We start from the raw sequence: 18,673 nt of genomic DNA, 5'->3' as shown, positions 1-18,673 counted from the left end.
CGATGAACGGCCCGACCCGCCGCCGCTGGCTGGGCGGCAGCCTGGCGCTGGCCGCCGGCGGGGCCCTGCCGGGCTGCACGCCGCAGACCTCGGCCGGCCTGCCCGCCGACCTTCCGGTGCGCTGGGTCGGCGCCTGGCTGGAGCGCGGCCACCGCCTGCGCGAGCGCAAGGCCGGCGGCTGGCCGGCGCCGGCCGTCACCCGCCGGGCCGGCGCCCTGGTGCTGGGCGGCGGGGTGGCGGGCCTGTCGGCCCTGCGGACCCTGGTGCGCGCCGGGGTGGACGATGCCCAGCTGCTGGAGCTGGAGGACACCGTGGGCGGCAACGCCCGCGGCCATGTGCTGGCCGGGCAGGGCTGCCCGCTGGGCGCCCACTACCTGCCGGTGCCCGGCCCCACCGCCCACGAGGTGGGCGAGTGGCTGCACGAGATCGGCCTGCTGCAATGGGACGGGCTGCGCGGCGCCAGCCGGCCCGACGAGCGCTTCCTCTGCCATGCGCCGCAGGAGCGCCTGTTCATCGACGGCGCCTGGCAGGAAGGGCAGCTGCCCTCGGCGGCCGGCCGGCCGGCCACGCTGGACCAGTACCGCCGCTTTGCCCGGCGGGTGACCGAGGCCCGCCGCCTGGGCTTTGCCCTGCCCACCTGGCGCGCGCCCTGGACGCCGGCCCATGCCGCGCTGGACGGCCAGACCTTCGCCGCCTGGCTGGCCGCCGAGGGCCTGGACGACGCCCGCCTGCGGGCCTACCTGGACTACGCCTGCCGCGACGACTACGGCGCCGGGCTGGACACGGTCTCGGCCTGGGCCGGGCTGCATTACTTCGCCAGCCGGCACGGCTTCGACGCCCCGGGCGAGCCGGCCGAGGCCGATCCGGGCCTGTTCACCTGGCCCGAGGGCAATGGCTGGCTCACGCAACGCCTGGCTCAGCCGCTGAGTGAGCGCCTGCACACTGGCCAGACCGTGCTGGCGGTGGAAGCGCACCGGCAGGGTGTCAGCGTCACCGTCTGGAACGAGGCGGCCGGCCGGGTCGAGGCCTGGCAGGCCCCGCAGGCGGTGCTGGCGCTGCCGCTGTTCATCGCCGCCCGGGTGCTGGTCAACCCGCCGCCGGCCCTGGTGGCCGCGGCGGCCGGGGCCCGCTACGCGCCCTGGCTGGTCAGCAACCTGGCACTGGATGAGCCGCCGCTGGCGCGCCCGGGCTTTCCGCCGGCCTGGGACAACGTCGGCTTTGCCCCCGCCGGCAGCACCCGCTGCCTGGGCTATGTGGACGCCACCCACCAACGCCTGGACCCGCGGCCGGTGCCGCCGGTGTGGACGGTCTACCACGCGCTGGCCGAGGCCGATCGCCCGGCCCTGCGCGACCAGCCCGCGGCCTTCTGGCTGCAGCGGGTGCTGGCCGACCTGGCGCCCCTCCACCCGGACCTGCCGCGGCGCCTGCGGGCCGCCGACCTGATGCGCCACGGCCACGCCATGCGCATTCCCGTGCCGGGCACCCGGGGCTCGGCCGCCTTGGCCGCCCTGCGCGCCATGCGCGGCCGGCTGCGCTTCGCCCACGCGGAATTGGCCGGTTACTCGGTGTTCGAAGAGGCTTTTACCCTGGGTCGGCAGGCCGGACAATCGAGTCTCTCAGGTGGCGACTGAGCCACAGAGTCGGGGAACAATTCACACGACGGCTGGCTGGAGTCTGCCGTTACGATGCGACACCCGGCGCCAGTCCAGGCCGGGGAGACAACGCGCGACGGGATGAGATGTCGGATTCGACCGTGGTTCGTGACGAGCGGGAGGCTGCGTTGGCAGGGGGGTGGCGTCGGCGCCATCTGGGCCGCGTCGTGCTGTCCTGCCTCAGCCTGAGCGCCGGGCCCGCCTGCGCCGCCGAAAGCCGCACGCTGCGGGTGCTCGCCTGGCCGGGCTACGCCGATCCGGACCTGGTGCACCGCTTCGAGCAGAACCTGGCCGCGCGCGTCGAACTCACCATCGTCGACACCGACCAGGCCCTGTGGCACCACATGCAGCCCGGCCCCGGGGCCAACTTCGACGTCGTGGCCGTCAACACGGCCGAGCTGCAGCGCTACATCCAACTGAACGCCGTGCAGCCGCTGCAGCTCAAGAACCTGCCGGGCCGGCAGCGGCAGCTGCCCCGCTTCCAGGCCCTGGAAGGCATTCCCGGGCTGGTGCACGGCGGCCGCAGCTATGCCATTCCCTACGCCTGGAGCGAGATGGGGCTGATCTACCACCCGGACCATTTCGCCACGCCGCCGGCCTCCATCGCGGCGCTGTGGGATCCGCGTCTGCAGGGGCGGGTGCTGGCCTACGACGGCGGCACCCACGCCTTCTCGCTGGCGGCGCAGAAGCTGGGCCTGCCCTCGCCCTTCCGCATCCCCGCCGCCAAGTGGCCGATGCTGGTGGAAAGCCTGGTGGCGCTGCGCCGCAACGTCAGCGGCTTCTACACCCTGCCGGAAGAATCGCTGGACCTGTTCCGGCGCCGTGGCGTCTGGCTGATGTTGGCCAATTACGGCCGGCAGCAGTTCCAGCTGCTGCGCCAGGCCGGCCTGGATGTGCGCTACGCCCTGCCCCGCGAAGGGGCCCTGGCCTGGCTGGACTGCTGGGCCGTGACCCGCCAGGCCCGGGATCCCGACCTGGCCCATGCCTGGATCAACCACATGCTGTCGCCGGCGGCCTCGGAAGCCCTGCGCCAGCGCCAGGGCCTGGGCGCCACCACCAACGACGGCGATGCCCCGGCGCTCACCGCCCCCCTGGTGTGGCTGGAGCCGGTGGAGGACGACGACCGCCGCAACCGCCTGTGGCGGCGCATCGTCTCGGGTGATTCGGTGGCCAAGGTGCTGCGCTCATGAAGCTGGGCATCGCCACCCGTCTGACCCTGTGGATGGCCGTGCTGGGTTGCGGCGCCGCCGGCCTGACCGGCTATTACGCCTGGGATGCCAGCTGCCGGCTGGAGCGCCAGTCGGCCCACAGCGAGCTGCTGACCTCGACCCAGGTGCTGGCGCGCCGGATCACCCTCAACCTGGAGTCCATCGAGCGCAATCTGCAGGTCATCGCCCGTCTGCCGGTCACCCGGCAGCTGCTGGAACACGACCGTCCCGACGATGCCGACCGGCTGGCCGTGCTGTTCGCCGGCGTGCTGGACGCCAACCCGTCCTACCTGCAGCTGCGGGTCATCGCCGCCGACCGCCATGGCCTGGAGCGGGTGCGGGTGGACCGGGTGGGCAGCGTGCCGCAGCGGGTCAGCGGCGACGATCTGGAGGAGAAGGGCCACTTCCCCTACGTGGCCGATGCCCTGCCGCTGCAGGACGGGGCCTTCTACCTCTCGCGCATCTCCATCAACCATGAGACCAGCGCCGGGACCGGGCCGGGCCTGCCGATGCTGCAGATGGCCATTCCGGTGCGCGAGCATGTGGGGCCGGCCCTGGGCGTGGTGGTGGTCAATGTGGACCTCAACGGCCTGTTCCGCCTGCTGGCGGCCGATCTGCCGGAGGACTACCAGCTCTACCTGGCCAACGGCGCCGGCGACATCCTCATCCATCCCGACGCCAGCCGGGCCTTTGCCTTCGACCGCGGCCAGCGGGCCCTGCTGCAGGACGAATTCGCCCAGGTCGCACCGCTGCTCAGCGGAGACCGGACGAGTGCCGTGATCGATGCGCCCGAAGCCGAGCGACCGGCGCAGATCGCGGCCTTCGTGGCGCAGAACATCGATTCCCCGGCCAATGGCGACCGCCTGGTGCTGGGCCTGTCCGAGGTGGAATCGGTGGCCCTGGCGCAATCGACCGCCATGGGCTGGGCGCTGCTGCGCATCGTCGGCGGCACCAGCCTGGTGGCCCTGCTGGGCGCCCTGCTGCTCGGGCGTGCGCTGACCCGTCCGCTCAATGCGATGGCAGCCTCTGCCCGCGGCTTTGCCGACGGGCACGAGATGAAGGATCTGCCGCTGCGCCGGGCCGACGAGCTGGGCTCGCTGGCCCGCAGCCTGTACGAGCTGCAGGCGCAGGTGCGGCGACAACTGGGCGAGCTGCGCCACAAGCAGGACGAGCTGGCCCACCTGTCCCAGCATGACAGCCTGACGGGCCTGGCCAACCGCCGCCTGTTCATGGACCGGCTGGAACAGGCGCTGGCGCAGGCCCGCCGCCATGGGCATCGCGTCTTCCTGCTGTTCATCGACCTGGACGATTTCAAGATCATCAACGACCGGCATGGACACTCGGCCGGCGACGAGGTGCTGCGCGTTCTGGCCCAGCGCCTGCAGGCCCAGGTGCGTGAACTGGACACCGTGGCCCGCCTGGGCGGCGACGAGTTCGTGGTGCTGCTGGGCGATGCGGTGGACAGCGCGCAGGCCAGCGTGGTGGCGCACAAGCTGCTGAACGCCCTGCGCGAGCCGGTGCCGGTGGCCGGGATGGCCCTGGTCATCGACGCCAGCATCGGCGTGAGCAACTTCCCCGAGGACGGGCAGAGCGCCAGCGAGCTGTTGGCCCATGCCGACCGGGCGATGTACGCGATCAAGGCGCTGGGCGCCGGTGGCGTGGGCTTCATCGGCCAGGTGATGCCGGGCGACGCCTCCGGCGACGTCCGCTCCGTGCCGGCCGGCTGAGCGCGGGCTGGCCCCGACGCCCCGACGTTCTCCTGCCCCGTGCGATGAACAACGACTACATTTTCTGGACCTTCAGCGCGGCGGCCCAAAGCGTTTCGGCCTTCGTGGCCCTGCTGCTCACGGGCTATGCCCTGGTGCTCTCGCTGATGGATGCGGTGCGCGAGAAGGACGACTCGCTGGAGGACATCCATGCCTCGCTGCGCAGCCACTACCACCGCAGGCTGACCTGGCTGGCCTGGCTCACCGGCGTGGCCATCGTGTTGAGCCTGGTCATCGTCTACCTGAACCGGTCCGAGCATGCGGTGTCAGGCTGGCTGCAGTCGGTGGGGGCGGGGGTGGACCTGGCCGCCGTCGGCTCCGGGCTGGCCTTCGTGGTCACCATCATCGACCCCAAGAAGTACCAGAAGGCGGCGGCCGAGGTGCTGGACCAGGAGGATGCCGGGGGCACGGGCGGGACCGACCTCACCCGGCCGGCCGGGGAGTTCCTGGATGCCTTCCTGCACCTGGAGCGCCTGATCCGCGATTTCCTGAAGACCCACGACCTCTACGTGCCGCAGCGGGCCAACAGCACCCGGGTGAGCTACTCGTACCGGCAGATGATCGACGCGCTGCTGCAGAACGAGAAGGTCGAGCGCCCCCTCTTCAACGAGTTGCTGGAGATCGGCAAGTACCGCAACCTGGTGTTCCACGGCCATGTGGCCCAGGTGCGGGCCGGCATGCTCAAGCGGGTGCGCGCCGCCGCGGGGCGCATCGAGGCGCTGGGCTGAGGCCGGGGGGCCCGGATCACGCGGGGCTCAGGCCCCGAGGTTGAGCCCGTTCAGGCGCTCCACCGTGCCCACGTCGGTCCAGGGGCCGTCCCAGCGGCTGGCGGCCAGACGGTCGGCGTCCAGGGCCGCCTCCAGCTGGGGCCGCAGGGCCAGCCGGGTGCCGGGCACGATGTCCGCGAACAGCCCCGGCTTGAACAGGCCCACGCTGGCCCAGGTGAGCTTGTCAGCCCCGGACCGCGTGGCCAGGCCCCGGGCATCGATGCCGAAATCGCCGCCCGGGTGGTGCGGGGCATTGGGCACCAGCCACAGCCGGGCCCAGTACGGGCTGGCGGCGAAGGCCGCGGCCTCGGCGGCCGCGAAGGGGAAGCCGGGCAGGAACACATCGCCGGACACCACCCAGAAGGCCTCCTCGCCCTGCGGCGCCAGCCAGGGCAGGGCCTTGGCGATGCCGCCGGCCGTCTCCAGCGCGCCGCCGTGGTCACGGCCTTCCATGGAGTAGTGGATCTTCAGGCCCCAGCGTGACCCGTCGCCCAGGGCGGCCGGAAATTGCTCTTCCAGCCAGGCGGTGTTGATCACCACCTCGCGCACGCCAGCGGCGGCCAGCGCCAGCAGGTGGTGGACGATCAGCGGCTGGCCGCGCACGGGCAGCAGAGGCTTGGGCGTGGCGTCGGTCAGCGGGCGCATGCGCTCGCCGCGGCCGGCCGCCAGGATGAGGGCGCGGGGCGGCGCCGGGGGCTGCTGGGTCATGGTTCGGTCTCGACACCCCGTTGCAGGCGCTGCACGGCCTGCCGGGTCGGTTGAAAGGCGTCCAGCAGGGCCTGCAGCAGAGCCTCGGCTCGGACCGAGTTGTCCTCGCCCAGGTTGCAGACATAGACGTCCAGCGTCACGCCGCTGCGTTCGGGCCAGGTGTGCACCGCCAGGTGGGATTCGGCCAGCAGCACCACACCGGTGACACCCGCGGGGCCGGCCACCGCCGGGTGCGGCGCGAAGCGGTGGAACAGCTCGCCGACCGGCTGCAGCCCCGCCGCGCGCACGGCGTCCAGGCAGGTTCGGCGCAGGGCCGCGGCGTCGGTCATCTGCGGCAATTGAATGGGGCATCCGACCAGGTCGGCGGTGAGGTGCAGGCCCTGCATGGCCGCGCATTATCGGCCGGTCGCTAAAATAGCGAGTTCCCCGCCAGGCCGGCTCGTCCGCGGCATTTGCGCTGCCCACGGGCTTCCCGAAACAGAAGATCCGAAGTCCACCCATGCCTTTCGACACCCCCAGCAGCACCGCCCTGACTTCCTCCGCCCTGGCCAACGCGATCCGCGCCCTGGCCATGGACGCCGTTCAGAAGGCCAATTCCGGTCACCCGGGCGCGCCCATGGGCATGGCCGAGATGGCCCAGGCCCTGTGGACCCGCCACCTCAAGCACAACCCCGCCGCGCCGCACTGGGCCGACCGTGACCGCTTCGTGCTGTCCAACGGCCATGCGTCGATGCTGATCTACGCCCTGCTGCACCTGACCGGCTACGACCTGCCGATGGACCAGCTCCAGGCCTTCCGCCAACTGCACAGCCTGACCCCGGGCCACCCCGAAGTGGACGTGACCCCGGGCGTGGAAACCACCACCGGCCCGCTGGGCCAGGGCGTGACCAACGCCGTGGGCATGGCGCTGGCCGAGAAGCTGCTGGCCGCCGAGTTCAACCGCGACGGCCACACCATCGTCGACCACCACACCTACGTCTTCCTGGGTGACGGCTGCATGATGGAAGGCATCAGCCACGAGGCCTGCGCCCTGGCTGGGGCCTGGAAGCTCAACAAGCTGGTTGCGCTGTACGACGACAACGGCATCTCGATCGACGGCAAGGTGGCCCCTTGGTTCGTCGACAACACTGCCCAGCGCTTCCAGGCCTACGGCTGGAACGTCATCGGCCCGGTGGACGGCCATGACGTCGACGCGGTGGACGCCGCCATCGCCCAGGCCAAGCAGAGTGCCGACAAGCCCACGCTGATCGTCTGCAAGACCGCCATCGGCCACGGCTCGCCCAACCGCGCCGGCACCGCCAAGGCCCACGGCGAACCCCTGGGTGCCGAGGAAATCGGCCTGACCCGCGCCGCCCTGGGATGGTCGGCCGAGCCCTTCACCATCCCGGCGGAGGTGAAGGCCGGCTGGGACGCCAGCGCCGCCGGCGCCGCCGTGCAGGCCGCCTGGGACGAGCGCTTCGCCGCCTACGAGACCGCCTTCCCGGAACTGGCTGCCGAGTTCGTGCGTCGCATGGCGGGCGAACTGCCGGCCGACTTCGCCGAGATCGCCGTCGATGCCGTGGGCGACGCCCACGACAAGGCCGAGACCGTGGCCAGCCGCAAGGCCAGCCAGATCGCCCTGGGCCACTTCACCGCCCGCCTGCCCGAGCTGCTGGGCGGCTCGGCCGACCTGACCGGTTCCAACCTGACCAACACCCCCAGCACCCCCGCCTTCCGCGTGGACGAGGCCGGCGCCGTGGTCAAGACCGAGGCCGGCCAGATCGGCCGCCACATCAACTACGGCGTGCGCGAGTTCGGCATGGCCGCCATCATGAACGGCGTGGCCCTGCACGGTGGCTACATCCCCTACGGCGGCACCTTCCTGACCTTCAGCGACTACAGCCGCAACGCCATCCGCATGGCCTCGCTGATGAAGAAGCGCGTCATCCACGTCTTCACCCACGACTCCATCGGTCTGGGCGAGGACGGGCCGACCCACCAGTCGGTGGAACATGCCGCCAGCCTGCGCCTGATCCCCGGCCTGGACGTCTGGCGCCCGGCCGACACCACAGAGACCGCGGTGGCCTGGACGATCGCCCTGGCCAACAAGCACCGCCCCAGCGCGCTGCTGCTCTCGCGCCAGAACCTGCCCTACCTGCCCAAGACCGACGCCGACGTGATCACCCGCGGCGCCTACGTGCTGGCCGAGCCGAGCGAAGTGGGTCTGAACAAGGCGCCCAAGGCGGTCATCATCGCCACCGGCTCCGAGGTGCATCTGGCGCTGCGCGCCCAGGAAGAGCTGGCCAAGAAGAAGATCCCGGTGCGCGTGGTGTCCATGCCCTCGACCACCGTGTTCGACCGCCAGGACCTGGACTACAAGAAGGCCGTGCTGCCGCCCAAGCTGCCGCGCATCGCCGTCGAGGCCGGCGTGACCGACTTCTGGTGGAAGTACGGCTGCGCCGCTGTGGTGGGCCTGGACCGCTTCGGCGAATCCGCCCCGGCCGGCGAGCTGTTCAAGCTCTTCGGCTTCACCGCCGAGAACGTCGCGCTGACCGTGCGCAAGGTGCTGGCCAAGTAAGCCATCGCCGATCGATTCCGCTGTTATTCCAACCTTACTGACTCGGAGAGATCCCATGACCATCAAGATCGGTATCAACGGCTTCGGCCGCATCGGCCGCATGGTGTTCCGCGCTGCGGTGCAGAACTTCGCCCACGACATCGAGATCGTCGGCATCAACGACCTGCTGGAGCCCGACTACCTGGCCTACATGCTGACCTACGACAGCGTGCACGGCCGCTTCAAGGGCGAGGTTTCGGTCGAGGGCTCGAACCTGATCGTCAACGGCAAGAAGATCCGCCTGTCGGCCGTCAAGGACCCGGCCGAGCTGAAGTGGGACGAAGTCGGCGCCGACGTGGTGATCGAATCCACCGGCCTGTTCCTGACGAAGGAAACCGCCGAGAAGCACCTGAAGGCCGGCGCCAAGAAGGTCATCATGTCGGCCCCGTCCAAGGACGACACCCCGATGTTCGTCTACGGCGTGAACGACAAGACCTACGCCGGTCAGGCCATCATCTCCAACGCCAGCTGCACCACCAACTGCCTGGCCCCGGTGGCCAAGGTGCTCAACGACACCTTCGGCATCAAGCGCGGCCTGATGACCACCGTGCACGCCGCCACTGCCACCCAGAAGACCGTGGACGGCCCGTCCAACAAGGACTGGCGCGGTGGCCGCGGCATCCTGGAAAACATCATCCCCAGCAGCACCGGTGCCGCCAAGGCCGTGGGCGTGGTGATCCCCGATCTCAACAAGAAGCTCACTGGCATGTCCTTCCGGGTGCCCACTTCCGACGTGTCGGTGGTGGACCTGACCGTCGAGCTGAACAAGGAAGCCAGCTACGCAGACATCTGCGCGGCGATGAAGGCCGCCAGCCAGGGCGCGATGAAGGGCGTGCTGGGCTACACCGAGGACAAGGTGGTCTCCACCGACTTCCGCGGCGAATCCATGACCTCGGTCTTCGATGCCGAGGCTGGCATCGCGCTGGACAAGACCTTCGTCAAGGTCGTCGCCTGGTACGACAACGAGTGGGGTTACTCGAACAAGTGCCTGGAAATGGCCCGCGTGATCGCCAAGTGATCCTGGCGGACGGCCTGACCGTCTGAGATCGCGCCCCGGTGCCGTCAGGTCCCGGGGCGTTCTTTTTCAACGCAAAGCGGGCATATCCGGGCGTTGACCGGGTCTGTTGGACACGCCGCAGCAATCTATCCAGGTCTAGACTGGCGAAGGCTGATGTGACTGGCCGGGACCGAACCCTTCCATTGAGGAACCCATGTTGAAGAGAAACATGCTGCTGGCGGCGCTGTCGCTGATCGCGGGCCTGGCGGTCGTGCCAGCCGGTGCCACCGAAGCGCCACAGATCCACAGGCAACCCGCTGGCGCGGCCGCGGCCGACTCCGGCCGGGTCATCGTCAAGTTCCGCAGCAACGCCAGCGTGCTGTCGACCGGCCGGGCCTCGGCGCAGTCCGCCTCCACCGGCACGGCCGGTGTGCAGGCCGCAGGCCGGATGAGCGCCCGCCTGGGCATCACGCTGACCGACGGACGGGCGCTGGGCGTGCGCACCCAGGTCCTCAAGTCCAGTAGCCTGGGCAGCGCGGCCCTGGCCAAGCGCCTGGCCCAGGACAGCGAGGTGGAATGGGCGGTGGTCGATGGCCGTCGCTTCATCTCCTCCGCCACCGCGCCCAGCGACCCGCTCTTTCCGGACAACCTGAGCGCTTCGCTCAGCAATCTGACCGCCGGCCAGTGGTACCTGCGGGCGCCCACGTCCACCTACGTGTCGGCCATCAATGGCCCTGGCGCCTGGGCCCAGGCCACCGGCAGCAATGTGGTGGTGGCGGTGCTGGACACCGGCATCCGGCCAGAGCACCCCGACCTGGCGGGCAAGATCGTCGCGGGCTACGACTTTGTTTCCGACACGGCCGTGGCCAACGATGGCGATGGGCGTGACAGTGACCCGACCGATCCGGGGGACTGGATCACCGACGCCGATGCCGCCACCAGCGCCTTCTCGGGCTGCACGGTGGAAGGCAGCAGCTGGCACGGCACCCAGGTGGCCGGCATCATCGGCGCGGCCAGCGACAACGGTCTGGGCATGGCCAGCGTGGCGCCGGGCGTGTCCATTCTGCCGGTGCGGGTGCTGGGCAAATGCGGGGGCTATGACTCCGACATCATCGACGGCATGCGTTGGGCCGCGGGCCTGAGCGTGCCGGGCGTGGCCACCAACGCCCACCCGGCCAAGGTGCTCAACATGAGCTTGGGGGCCACCGGCACCTGCTCCACCGCCTACCAGGAAGCGGTGAGCGAGGTGACCGCCGCTGGCGCGGTCGTCGTGGCTGCGGCGGGCAATGAGAGTGTGGCCGCCGGTGCGCCCGCCAACTGCCCGGGCGTCATCGCCGTGGGGGCGGTGCGTCACGTGGGCTCCAAGGCGGGCTACTCCAGCCTGGGCTCGGCGGTGTCGATCAGCGCGCCGGGCGGCAACTGCGGCAGCGGCGCGCTGTGCGCCTACTCCATCCTCAGCACCACGAACGACGGAACGACCACCGCCGGCAACGACACCTATTCGGACGGCACGAACGACGCCATCGGCACCAGTTTCGCCTCGCCCATGGTGGCTGGCACGGCGGCGCTGATGCTCTCGCTCGATGGCAGCCTCACGCCGGCCTCGGTCAAGAGCCTGCTGCAGAGCAGCGCGCGGGCCTTCCCGACCACGGGGGGCAGCAGCGGCATCGCCACCTGCCAGGCGCCCTCGGGCAGCACCCTGCAGGATGAGTGCTACTGCACCACCTCGACCTGCGGTGCCGGCATGCTGGACGCCTCGGCGGCCCTCACCGCCGTGGCTGCGCTCACGCCGCCCACAGCCAGCTTCACGCTGTCTGCCGCCAGCGTGGCACCTGGTACCAGTGTGACGCTGGATGGCTCGGGCTCCAGCGGCCAGAACGGCGCCTCCGTCGTCAGCTACAGCTGGGCCCTCACCTCGGGCAGCAGCCTGGCCAGCTTCTCGGGCAGCACCACCGACAGCACGGCCACGCTGGTGGCCAATGCCGCTGGCAGCGTGACCGTCACGCTCACCGTCACCGACAGCCGGGGGATCTCCTCCAGCGTGTCCCAGACGCTCACCGTGACCGGGGGCCAGTCCTCCGGCGGCGGCGGCGGTCCCCTGGGCCTGTGGTGGCAGGGCGGTCTGCTGGCCCTGGGCTTGCTGCTGCGTCGCCGGTCGGCTTGAGCCAGGCGCGAAGGACCGCACGAAACAGGGGGCTTCGGCCCCCTTTTTCACGTCCGGGGCTTGGCTTGAAACCTGGCGTGCCGATAACCGTGTCAGGATCAGACCGGTGACATGGGCATGAACACATGGCGACACCGCACAGCTTGGCTGTGCATCTCGGGGATGGCGGGCACGCTGGGGGCGACGGCTGCGGTGGCCGCGCCTCAGGGGCCGGTGCGCGGCTTCATCGTTCAGCTGCGGGATGCGCCGGCGCATCGGCCGCCTGGCGCCAGTGCCCTGTCTGCCCAGGCGCGGGCCCAGCGCAGCCGGGCCCTGGTGCTGGACCAGCAACGCTGGCAGCAGGTCACCCAGGGGGTGGGGCTGGACCGCGCACCGGGCTGGCGCCTGCAGGCCGTGGGCGCCTCGGCGCAGCGCCTGACCTGGACCCATGCCCTGACCCTGCAGGAGCAGCGCATCTGGCGCGACCGGCTGGCCGCCCGCGCCGAGGTGGCCTGGGTGGTGCCGGACACGGTGGAGCCCTCGTTGCAGCAGATCACGCCGGATGACCCCCTGTTCGCGGGGGCTGGCGGCCAATGGTGGCTGCATCCCGTCAGTGGCAGCGACAGCCTGCCGCTGGAGAGCCGGCTGCGCGGTGTCCCGGGCCTGCAGACCGCCTGGTCGCGCAGCACCGGGGATGCCGCGCCCGTGCTGGCGGTGCTGGACACGGGCGTCACCGCCCACCCCGATCTGGCTGGCAGCCGGTTGCTACCGGGTTTCGACATGGTGGCCGACTGGGATGCGGGTGCCGGCCGGGGCTATGCCAACGACGGCGATGGCCGGGATGCCGACCCCAGCGACCCGGGTGACTGGGTCAGCAGCGGGGACCAGACGGCGGACGCCGGCCGCTATGGCGACTGCAGCGTGCAGTCCAGCAGTTGGCATGGCACCACGGTCACCGGCATCATCGCCGCCACGGCTGGCAATGCACAGGGCGTGGCGGGCGCCAACTGGGGCGTGCGCATCCTGCCGGTGCGGGTGGCGGGCAAGTGCGGCGCCTCGGTCAGCGACATCGTGGACGGCATGCGCTGGGCGGCGGGCCTGGCGGTCTGCCAGACTTGGACCAACAGCCAGGACCCCAGCGGGTCCTGCACCCGGTGGGCGCCCACCAACCCCACGCCGGCACGGGTGGTGAACATCAGCTTCGGCGGGGCGGCCAGCTGCAATGCGGCCTACCAGAGCGCCATCGACGAGCTCTGGGCCAAGGGCATCCTGGTGGTGGCGGCGGGTGGCAATGACCACGGCGCCCCCAGCCGACCGGCCAACTGCAACCATGTGCTGGGCGTGGCCGCGCTCAACCGGGACGGGTTCAAGGCCAACTATTCCAACTTTGGCACGGCCCTGGGCCTGGCCACGGTGGGGGGCGACGACAGTGGCGGCCGATGGGGCGGCCTGCTGGCCGATGGCGGCCTGCTGACCCTGGGCAACGATGGCGAAACCGGGGTGGGCCAGGGGGTCTACAACCGCCACGCCGGCACCAGCTTCGCCGCGCCGGTGGTCAGCGCGGTGGCGGCCCAGATGCTCTCGCTGGACCCGGCCCTGGGGCCGGCCGAGCTGGTGCGGGGTTTGCAGGCCAGCGCGCGGCCGCATGTGCGGTCGGCCCTGATGGCCGCCTGCAGCAGCGACAACCCGGGGCGCTGCCTGTGCACCACCAGCACCTGCGGGGCCGGCATCCTGGACGCGGACGAGGCCCTGCACTGGGCCCAGGCGACGGCGGCTGGCCAGACCTACCAGGCACCCAGCTGGTCGCAGGTGATGATCGACAACAGCGAGTTGCGGGCTGCCGTGGCCCTGGGGCCGGACCGCGAGGCGGCTGCGGGCAACACCAGCGGTGGCAGCAGCACGGGCACCGACAGCGCCTCGGGGGGCGGTGGCTTCGGCCTGGTCGAACTCGCTGGCCTGCTCGGGCTGGCGATGGGGCTGGGCGTCAGGGGGCGGCGTCGCAGGCCTGCCAGCGCGGCCCATCGCTCGCCGTGCTCAGCCGGGTCACCTGCTCGGCGCTGAGCGGCGTGGTCCGCAGCAGGTGTTCCACGCGCGGGGGCACCAGCACCTCCACCCGGGCGCTGTGCGCGCCCTGGCGGCTGACCTGGGCCAGGCGGGACTCGGCTTCCGCCGGGCTGCCGAACTGACCCAGCGACAGGCCCGGGCTCAGGCGGGGGTGGTTGACCAGCTCGTCGGCCTGGATCCTGAGGCCCTTGAGTTCCTGCAACTTCTTCTGCAGCAGATCGGGCGCCTTGTAGGGGCCCATCACCACCGCCCAGCGTCCGCCATTTTCCTGCCGCTGGTCCTGCCACTGTCCGCTTTGCAGACCGAGGGCCTGGAGTTGGGCCAGGGCCGGCGCCAGGGCGGCTTCAGACAGGGGGCCGGCTTGCAGGCAGGCCCCGTCAGCCGGGCGTGAGGCCGCGCTCGTCATGCTGGCCGCAGCCGCGGGCGTCGACGGGGCGCCGCGCACCACCCGCACCGCCTGGGGGTTGATCTGGCGGCTCAGACGATCGGGGTCGCGTTGGCTGTCTGGGCCTGGCAGGCCCAGCGCGTGGGCCACGGTGGGCTGGCGCCAGGCCCAGACCGCCAGGTTGGCCAGCACCAGGGCGATCAACAACGCTCGCAGCATCTCAGGGATGGGTGGGCAGGGGGCGCACGCTCACTTCGCCGCTGACGATGCGGTGCAGTTGCCCGTCTCGCCGCACCAGCAGGGCACCGTCCTCGGCCACGCCTTCGGCTTCACCCTGCGGGCAGGCGGGGTCGGTGGTCGTCACCGTGTGTCCGCGCAGCAGATCGCGCGCGGCATAGGCTGCCGCCAACCCGCCGAAGCCTTCACGCTCGAAGCGCGTCAGCACCCGGGCCAGTTCCGGCATCACGCGGGCCAGCACCTGCGGGGCATCCAGCTGGGGCAGAAATTCGCGCAACGACGCCACCTGCTCGGGCATGCTCAGCGGCAGGATGTTCAGGCCGATGCCGATCACCGCCATGCGCCGGTCGGCCACCTGCATACCCTCGATCAGGATGCCGCCCAGCTTGCGGCCCTGGCCCGGCGCGTCCAGGCGCCAGAGGTCGTTGGGCCATTTCAGGCCCAGCTGGGTGCCCGCCGGGTCCAGCGCGGTGGCCACCGCCAGTCCCACGGCCAGCGACAGGCCGGACCAGTCCGGGCGTTCGATCGACAGGCTCAGCGAGAAAGTGAGCGAGGCGCCGGGCAGGGATTCCCAGCTGCGGCCCAGGCGACCGCGGCCATGGGTCTGCTGCACGGCCACCAGCAGCGAGGGCGCCAGGTCACTGGTCCGCAGCGGGCGGCCCTGGGCAGCCTGGGTCAGCAGGCGCAGCCGGTCCATCAGCGCGCCGTTGGTCGAGTCCAGGCGGTCCACCACCTCGATCGACAGGTCCGGCAGATCGCCCTGCAGCTCTTCCCACAGGGCGTGGATGCCCCAGATGCTGTGCCGGTCGGGCGGGGCACTGCCGTGGTTTGTCGGGGAGGAAGCCATCGGAGAACCTCACTGCCCGCGCGGCGCGCGGCGCTTGGGGCTGAGCATGGTGTGCCGGCACTCCGGCGCACCACAGCGGCATTCGTAGCGCTTCTTCAGCGCCGGGGTGTAGCGCTCGTCGATGGTCAGGCCGTAGTCGTAGGACAGCTCCTCGCCCGGAGCGATCGGACGCAGCGCCTTGATGAAGACCCGGCCGCCCTTGGTTTCCTCGGCCTCGCAGTTCGGGTCGCAGGAGTGGTTGATCCAGCGCGAGGCATTGCCGCCGTACAGCGCGTCGATCACCTCACCGGTGCGCAGCTGGAAGTAGAAGGTGTGCTCGGGGTTGGAGGGATCGTGCGGGTGGCGGCGCAGGGCCTCGTCCCAGTCGATGCGGTCCCCGGTGTACTCGACCAGCACCTCGCCCGGCTCGATGGCCTGCAGCGCGAAGACACCCTTGCCATGCACCCCGCTGCGGCGGACCTGGATGCGCCGCCCGGAGGTGGCGGAGGCGGGGCGCGGGGCTTTCGCTTGCGTGGCAGGCTTCATTGGGTACATTGAAATCATGAGCGCGCGTGCGCGTGCACGCGTGGGACGGGCTGATTGTAGGCATGGCCCGAGGCCGACCCGACAGATACGACAACACCGATGAGCAAGTCACTGATCATTGCGGAAAAGCCCAGCGTGGCGCAGGACATCGTCCGGGCGCTGACGCCGGTGGCCGGCAAGTTCGAAAAACTGGCCGACCATTTCGAGAACGACCGCTACGTGGTCACTTCGGCGGTGGGCCACCTGGTGGAGATCAAGGCGCCGGACGACTACGACGTCAAGCGCGGCAAATGGAGCTTCGCCAACCTGCCGGTGGTGCCGCCGCATTTCGACCTGGCGCCCATCGACAAGGCCAAGGCGCGACTCGGCGCGGTGGTCAAGTTGGTCAAGCGCAAGGATGTGACCGAGCTGATCAACGCCTGTGACGCGGGGCGCGAGGGGGAACTGATCTTTCGCCTGATCGTCCAGTACGCCGGTGGGGCCAAAGGCCCGATCGACAAGCCGGTGCGGCGCCTGTGGCTGCAGAGCATGACGCCCCAGGCCATCCGTGACGGTTTCGAGAAACTGCGCAGCAACGAGCAGATGCTGGGCCTGGCCGACGCCGCGCGCAGCCGCTCCGAGGCCGACTGGCTGGTGGGCATCAATGGCACGCGGGCGATGACGGCCTTCAACTCGCGCGACGGCGGCTTCTTCCTGACCACCGTCGGCCGGGTGCAGACGCCCACGCTGTCCATCGTCGTCGAGCGCGAGGAAAAAATCCGCAAGCACGTGCCGCGCGACTACTGGGAGATCAAGGCCGAGTTCGGCGCCCAGGCCGGCCTGTACGAGGGCAAGTGGTTCGACCCGGCCTTCAAGAAGGACCCGGGCGACGCCGACAAGCGCGCCGACCGGTTCTGGGTCGAGGCCCAGGGCAAGGCCATCGTCGAAGCCGTGCGCGGCCGCAGCGGCACCGTCACTGAGGAGGCCAAGCCCAGCAGCCAGGCCTGCCCGGGTCTGTACGACCTGACCACGCTGCAGCGCGAGGCCAACAGCCGCTTCGGCTTCTCGGCCAAGACCACGCTGTCGCTGGCCCAGGCCCTGTATGAGAAGCACAAGGTGCTGACCTACCCGCGGACCGATTCACGCCACCTGCCCGAGGATTACCTCAGCGTGGTCCAGCAGACCTTCGGCATGCTGGCCGAGGAGGACCTGCCCGGCCCGCTGCAGCATCTGGCCGCGCATGCCCGCAAGGGCCTCAAGCAGGGCTACATCAAGCCCAGCAAGCGTGTCTTCGACAACACCAAGATCTCGGATCACTTCGCCATCATCCCGACGCTGCAGGCACCCAAGAGCCTCACCGAGGCCGAGGCCAAGCTCTACGACCTGGTGGTCAAGCGCTTCATCGGCATCTTCTACCCCTCGGCCGAATACATGGTCACCACCCGCATCACCAAGGTGCCGGTGGCCGGTGGCGTGACGCACCAGTTCCAGACCAACGGCAAGGTGCTGGTCAACCCGGGCTGGCTGGCCGTCTACGGCAAGGAGGCCCAGGACGAGGATGCCAATCTGGTGCCGGTGCAGCCGGGCGAGGGCGTGGTGACCGAAGAGGTGACCCTGGCCGCGCTGCGCACCAAGCCGCCGGCGCGCTACACCGAAGCCACGCTGCTGTCGGCCATGGAAGGCGCGGGCAAGCTGATCGACGACGACGAGCTGCGCGAGGCCATGGCCGAGAAGGGCCTGGGCACGCCAGCCACCCGCGCGGCCATCATCGAAGGCCTGATCACCGAGAAGTACATGCTGCGCGAGGGCCGCGAATTGCTGCCCACGGCCAAGGCCTTCCAGCTCATGACCCTGTTGCGCGGCCTGGGCGTGGAGGACCTGACCAAGCCCGAGCTGACCGGCAACTGGGAGTACCAGCTCGCCGAGATGGAGCAGGGCAAGCTCTCGCGCGAGCGCTTCATGCAGGACATCGCGGCGATGGCCGAGCGCATCGTCAAGAAGGCCAAGGAGTACGACCGCGACACCATCCCGGGCGACTACGCGACGCTGCAGACTCCTTGCCCGAACTGTGGCGGGGTGGTCAAGGAGAACTACCGCCGCTTCACCTGCACGGGGGCTTCAGGGGATGCCGAGGGCTGCGGCTTCTCGATGACCAAGATCCCGGCCGGGCGCAGCTTCGAACTGCCCGAGGTGGAGCAGTTCCTGCGCGACAAGCACATCGGCCCGCTGGAGGGCTTCCGCTCCAAGGCGGGCTGGCCCTTCACCGCAGAGCTGCGTCTGGTGCACGACGACGAGCAGAAGAACTGGAAGCTGGAGTTCGACTTCGGCGAGGACACCCAGCAGGGCGAGGAGGGCGAGCCGGTGGACTTCTCCGGCCAGGAGAGCCTGGGCGTCTGCCCCAAGTGCCAGGGCCATGTCTACGAGCATGGCGCCAATTACCTCTGCGAGCATGCGGTGGGCGCGCACGTGACCTGCGACTTCAAGAGCGGCAAGGTCATCCTGACCCAGCCGGTCGACCGGGCCCAGTTCACCAAGCTGCTCGCCACCGGCAAGACCGACCTGCTGGAGAACTTCGTCTCCAACAAGACGCGCCGCAAGTTCAAGGCCTTCCTGGCCTATGACAAGAAGGAAGGCAAGGTGGGCTTCGAGTTCGAGCCGCGGGCCCCCAAGGCGCCGGCGAAGAAGGCCGCGCGCAAGACCACCACCGCCGAGTGAGGCCGCGGCCATGAAAAAAGGCCACGCGCCGGATGGCGGGTGGCCCAAGACGGAGAACTCCCATGCACGGGCCGGTCGAAAGAC

General features: G+C 70.6%; 14 protein-coding genes. 9 read left to right on the top strand and 5 right to left on the bottom strand.

The window, feature by feature from the left end; translation table 11 throughout:
• Nucleotides 1-2 precede the first annotated feature (2 nt).
• The 4 genes from M0L44_RS16280 to M0L44_RS16265 all read left to right on the top strand — a co-directional run bounded on the left by M0L44_RS16280 (nucleotide 3) and on the right by M0L44_RS16265 (nucleotide 5,354).
• On the top strand, nucleotides 3-1,631 hold the full coding sequence (locus tag M0L44_RS16280; protein ID WP_252770863.1) for an NAD(P)-binding protein: 1,629 nt from the start codon (nucleotides 3-5) through the stop codon (nucleotides 1,629-1,631).
• Between the two features lie 107 nt (nucleotides 1,632-1,738).
• Nucleotides 1,739-2,842, top strand: coding sequence for an ABC transporter substrate-binding protein (locus tag M0L44_RS16275; RefSeq protein WP_252770862.1), 1,104 nt, complete (start codon nucleotides 1,739-1,741; stop codon nucleotides 2,840-2,842).
• Nucleotides 2,839-4,587 (top strand): diguanylate cyclase domain-containing protein, encoded by a 1,749-nt coding sequence (locus M0L44_RS16270; protein ID WP_252770861.1) that lies wholly within the window; start codon nucleotides 2,839-2,841, stop codon nucleotides 4,585-4,587. The genes M0L44_RS16275 and M0L44_RS16270 overlap by 4 nt, the downstream gene beginning before the upstream one ends.
• 44 nt (nucleotides 4,588-4,631) lie before the next feature.
• On the top strand, nucleotides 4,632-5,354 hold the full coding sequence (locus tag M0L44_RS16265) for a hypothetical protein (protein WP_252770860.1): 723 nt from the start codon (nucleotides 4,632-4,634) through the stop codon (nucleotides 5,352-5,354).
• 27 nt (nucleotides 5,355-5,381) lie between these two features.
• Here the strand turns inward: M0L44_RS16265 and murU are convergent, their stop codons facing one another.
• A complete protein-coding gene (gene murU, locus M0L44_RS16260) occupies nucleotides 5,382-6,101 on the bottom strand; it encodes an N-acetylmuramate alpha-1-phosphate uridylyltransferase MurU (protein ID WP_252770859.1) in 720 nt (239 codons plus the stop codon).
• Nucleotides 6,098-6,487, bottom strand: coding sequence for an adenosylmethionine decarboxylase (gene speD / locus M0L44_RS16255; RefSeq protein ID WP_252770858.1), 390 nt, complete (start codon nucleotides 6,485-6,487; stop codon nucleotides 6,098-6,100). The genes murU and speD overlap by 4 nt, the downstream gene beginning before the upstream one ends.
• A 113-nt stretch (nucleotides 6,488-6,600) precedes the next feature.
• Between speD and tkt the strand changes: the two genes are divergently transcribed.
• The 4 genes from tkt (at nucleotide 6,601) to M0L44_RS16235 (ending at nucleotide 13,898) form a co-directional block, all read left to right on the top strand.
• The gene (gene tkt, locus M0L44_RS16250) at nucleotides 6,601-8,658 is read left to right on the top strand and encodes a transketolase (RefSeq protein ID WP_252770857.1); all 2,058 of its coding nucleotides are present in this window, start codon (nucleotides 6,601-6,603) and stop codon (nucleotides 8,656-8,658) included.
• Nucleotides 8,659-8,713: 55 nt separating this feature from the next.
• Nucleotides 8,714-9,715, top strand: coding sequence for a type I glyceraldehyde-3-phosphate dehydrogenase (gap, locus tag M0L44_RS16245; RefSeq protein WP_252770856.1), 1,002 nt, complete (start codon nucleotides 8,714-8,716; stop codon nucleotides 9,713-9,715).
• Nucleotides 9,716-9,908: 193 nt separating this feature from the next.
• Nucleotides 9,909-11,858 (top strand): S8 family peptidase, encoded by a 1,950-nt coding sequence (locus tag M0L44_RS16240; RefSeq protein WP_252770855.1) that lies wholly within the window; start codon nucleotides 9,909-9,911, stop codon nucleotides 11,856-11,858.
• A gap of 117 nt (nucleotides 11,859-11,975) precedes the next feature.
• Nucleotides 11,976-13,898, top strand: coding sequence for a S8 family serine peptidase (locus tag M0L44_RS16235; protein ID WP_252770854.1), 1,923 nt, complete (start codon nucleotides 11,976-11,978; stop codon nucleotides 13,896-13,898).
• Here the strand turns inward: M0L44_RS16235 and M0L44_RS16230 are convergent.
• From M0L44_RS16230 to M0L44_RS16220, 3 genes are read right to left on the bottom strand one after another with little or no spacing between them, the layout of a single operon-like run.
• A complete protein-coding gene (locus tag M0L44_RS16230) occupies nucleotides 13,822-14,505 on the bottom strand; it encodes a hypothetical protein (RefSeq protein ID WP_252770853.1) in 684 nt (227 codons plus the stop codon). The genes M0L44_RS16235 and M0L44_RS16230 overlap by 77 nt on opposite strands.
• Before the next feature lies 1 nt (nucleotide 14,506).
• Entirely contained in the window at nucleotides 14,507-15,370 is an 864-nt protein-coding gene (locus M0L44_RS16225; RefSeq protein ID WP_252770852.1) for a biotin--[acetyl-CoA-carboxylase] ligase, read from the bottom strand.
• 9 nt (nucleotides 15,371-15,379) lie between these two features.
• Complete coding sequence (locus M0L44_RS16220) at nucleotides 15,380-15,895, bottom strand: SET domain-containing protein (RefSeq protein WP_252770851.1); 516 nt, start codon at nucleotides 15,893-15,895, stop codon at nucleotides 15,380-15,382.
• 99 nt (nucleotides 15,896-15,994) lie between these two features.
• Between M0L44_RS16220 and M0L44_RS16215 the strand changes: the two genes are divergently transcribed.
• Nucleotides 15,995-18,589: a DNA topoisomerase III gene (locus tag M0L44_RS16215; RefSeq protein WP_252770850.1), complete on the top strand. Its 2,595-nt coding sequence runs from the start codon at nucleotides 15,995-15,997 to the stop codon at nucleotides 18,587-18,589.
• Nucleotides 18,590-18,673 lie beyond the last annotated feature (84 nt).

Origin of the sequence: Ideonella oryzae (assembly GCF_024055665.1) — a bacterium.
Classification (GTDB): domain Bacteria; phylum Pseudomonadota; class Gammaproteobacteria; order Burkholderiales; family Burkholderiaceae_C; genus Ideonella; species Ideonella oryzae.
The sequence above is the reverse complement of the archived record's forward strand: the minus strand, read 5'-3'. Positions and strand labels throughout refer to the sequence as shown.

What these genes read in the sequence shown, in the direction of transcription:
- M0L44_RS16280 (WP_252770863.1), top strand. Translation starts at nt 3, where the DNA reads ATGAACGGCCCGACCCGCCGCCGCTGGCTGGGCGGCAGCCTGGCGCTG.
- M0L44_RS16275 (WP_252770862.1), top strand. Translation starts at nt 1,739, where the DNA reads ATGTCGGATTCGACCGTGGTTCGTGACGAGCGGGAGGCTGCGTTGGCA.
- M0L44_RS16270 (WP_252770861.1), top strand. Translation starts at nt 2,839, where the DNA reads ATGAAGCTGGGCATCGCCACCCGTCTGACCCTGTGGATGGCCGTGCTG.
- M0L44_RS16265 (WP_252770860.1), top strand. Translation starts at nt 4,632, where the DNA reads ATGAACAACGACTACATTTTCTGGACCTTCAGCGCGGCGGCCCAAAGC.
- murU (WP_252770859.1), bottom strand. Translation starts at nt 6,101, where the DNA reads ATGACCCAGCAGCCCCCGGCGCCGCCCCGCGCCCTCATCCTGGCGGCC.
- speD (WP_252770858.1), bottom strand. Translation starts at nt 6,487, where the DNA reads ATGCAGGGCCTGCACCTCACCGCCGACCTGGTCGGATGCCCCATTCAA.
- tkt (WP_252770857.1), top strand. Translation starts at nt 6,601, where the DNA reads ATGCCTTTCGACACCCCCAGCAGCACCGCCCTGACTTCCTCCGCCCTG.
- gap (WP_252770856.1), top strand. Translation starts at nt 8,714, where the DNA reads ATGACCATCAAGATCGGTATCAACGGCTTCGGCCGCATCGGCCGCATG.
- M0L44_RS16240 (WP_252770855.1), top strand. Translation starts at nt 9,909, where the DNA reads ATGTTGAAGAGAAACATGCTGCTGGCGGCGCTGTCGCTGATCGCGGGC.
- M0L44_RS16235 (WP_252770854.1), top strand. Translation starts at nt 11,976, where the DNA reads ATGAACACATGGCGACACCGCACAGCTTGGCTGTGCATCTCGGGGATG.
- M0L44_RS16230 (WP_252770853.1), bottom strand. Translation starts at nt 14,505, where the DNA reads ATGCTGCGAGCGTTGTTGATCGCCCTGGTGCTGGCCAACCTGGCGGTC.
- M0L44_RS16225 (WP_252770852.1), bottom strand. Translation starts at nt 15,370, where the DNA reads ATGGCTTCCTCCCCGACAAACCACGGCAGTGCCCCGCCCGACCGGCAC.
- M0L44_RS16220 (WP_252770851.1), bottom strand. Translation starts at nt 15,895, where the DNA reads ATGAAGCCTGCCACGCAAGCGAAAGCCCCGCGCCCCGCCTCCGCCACC.
- M0L44_RS16215 (WP_252770850.1), top strand. Translation starts at nt 15,995, where the DNA reads ATGAGCAAGTCACTGATCATTGCGGAAAAGCCCAGCGTGGCGCAGGAC.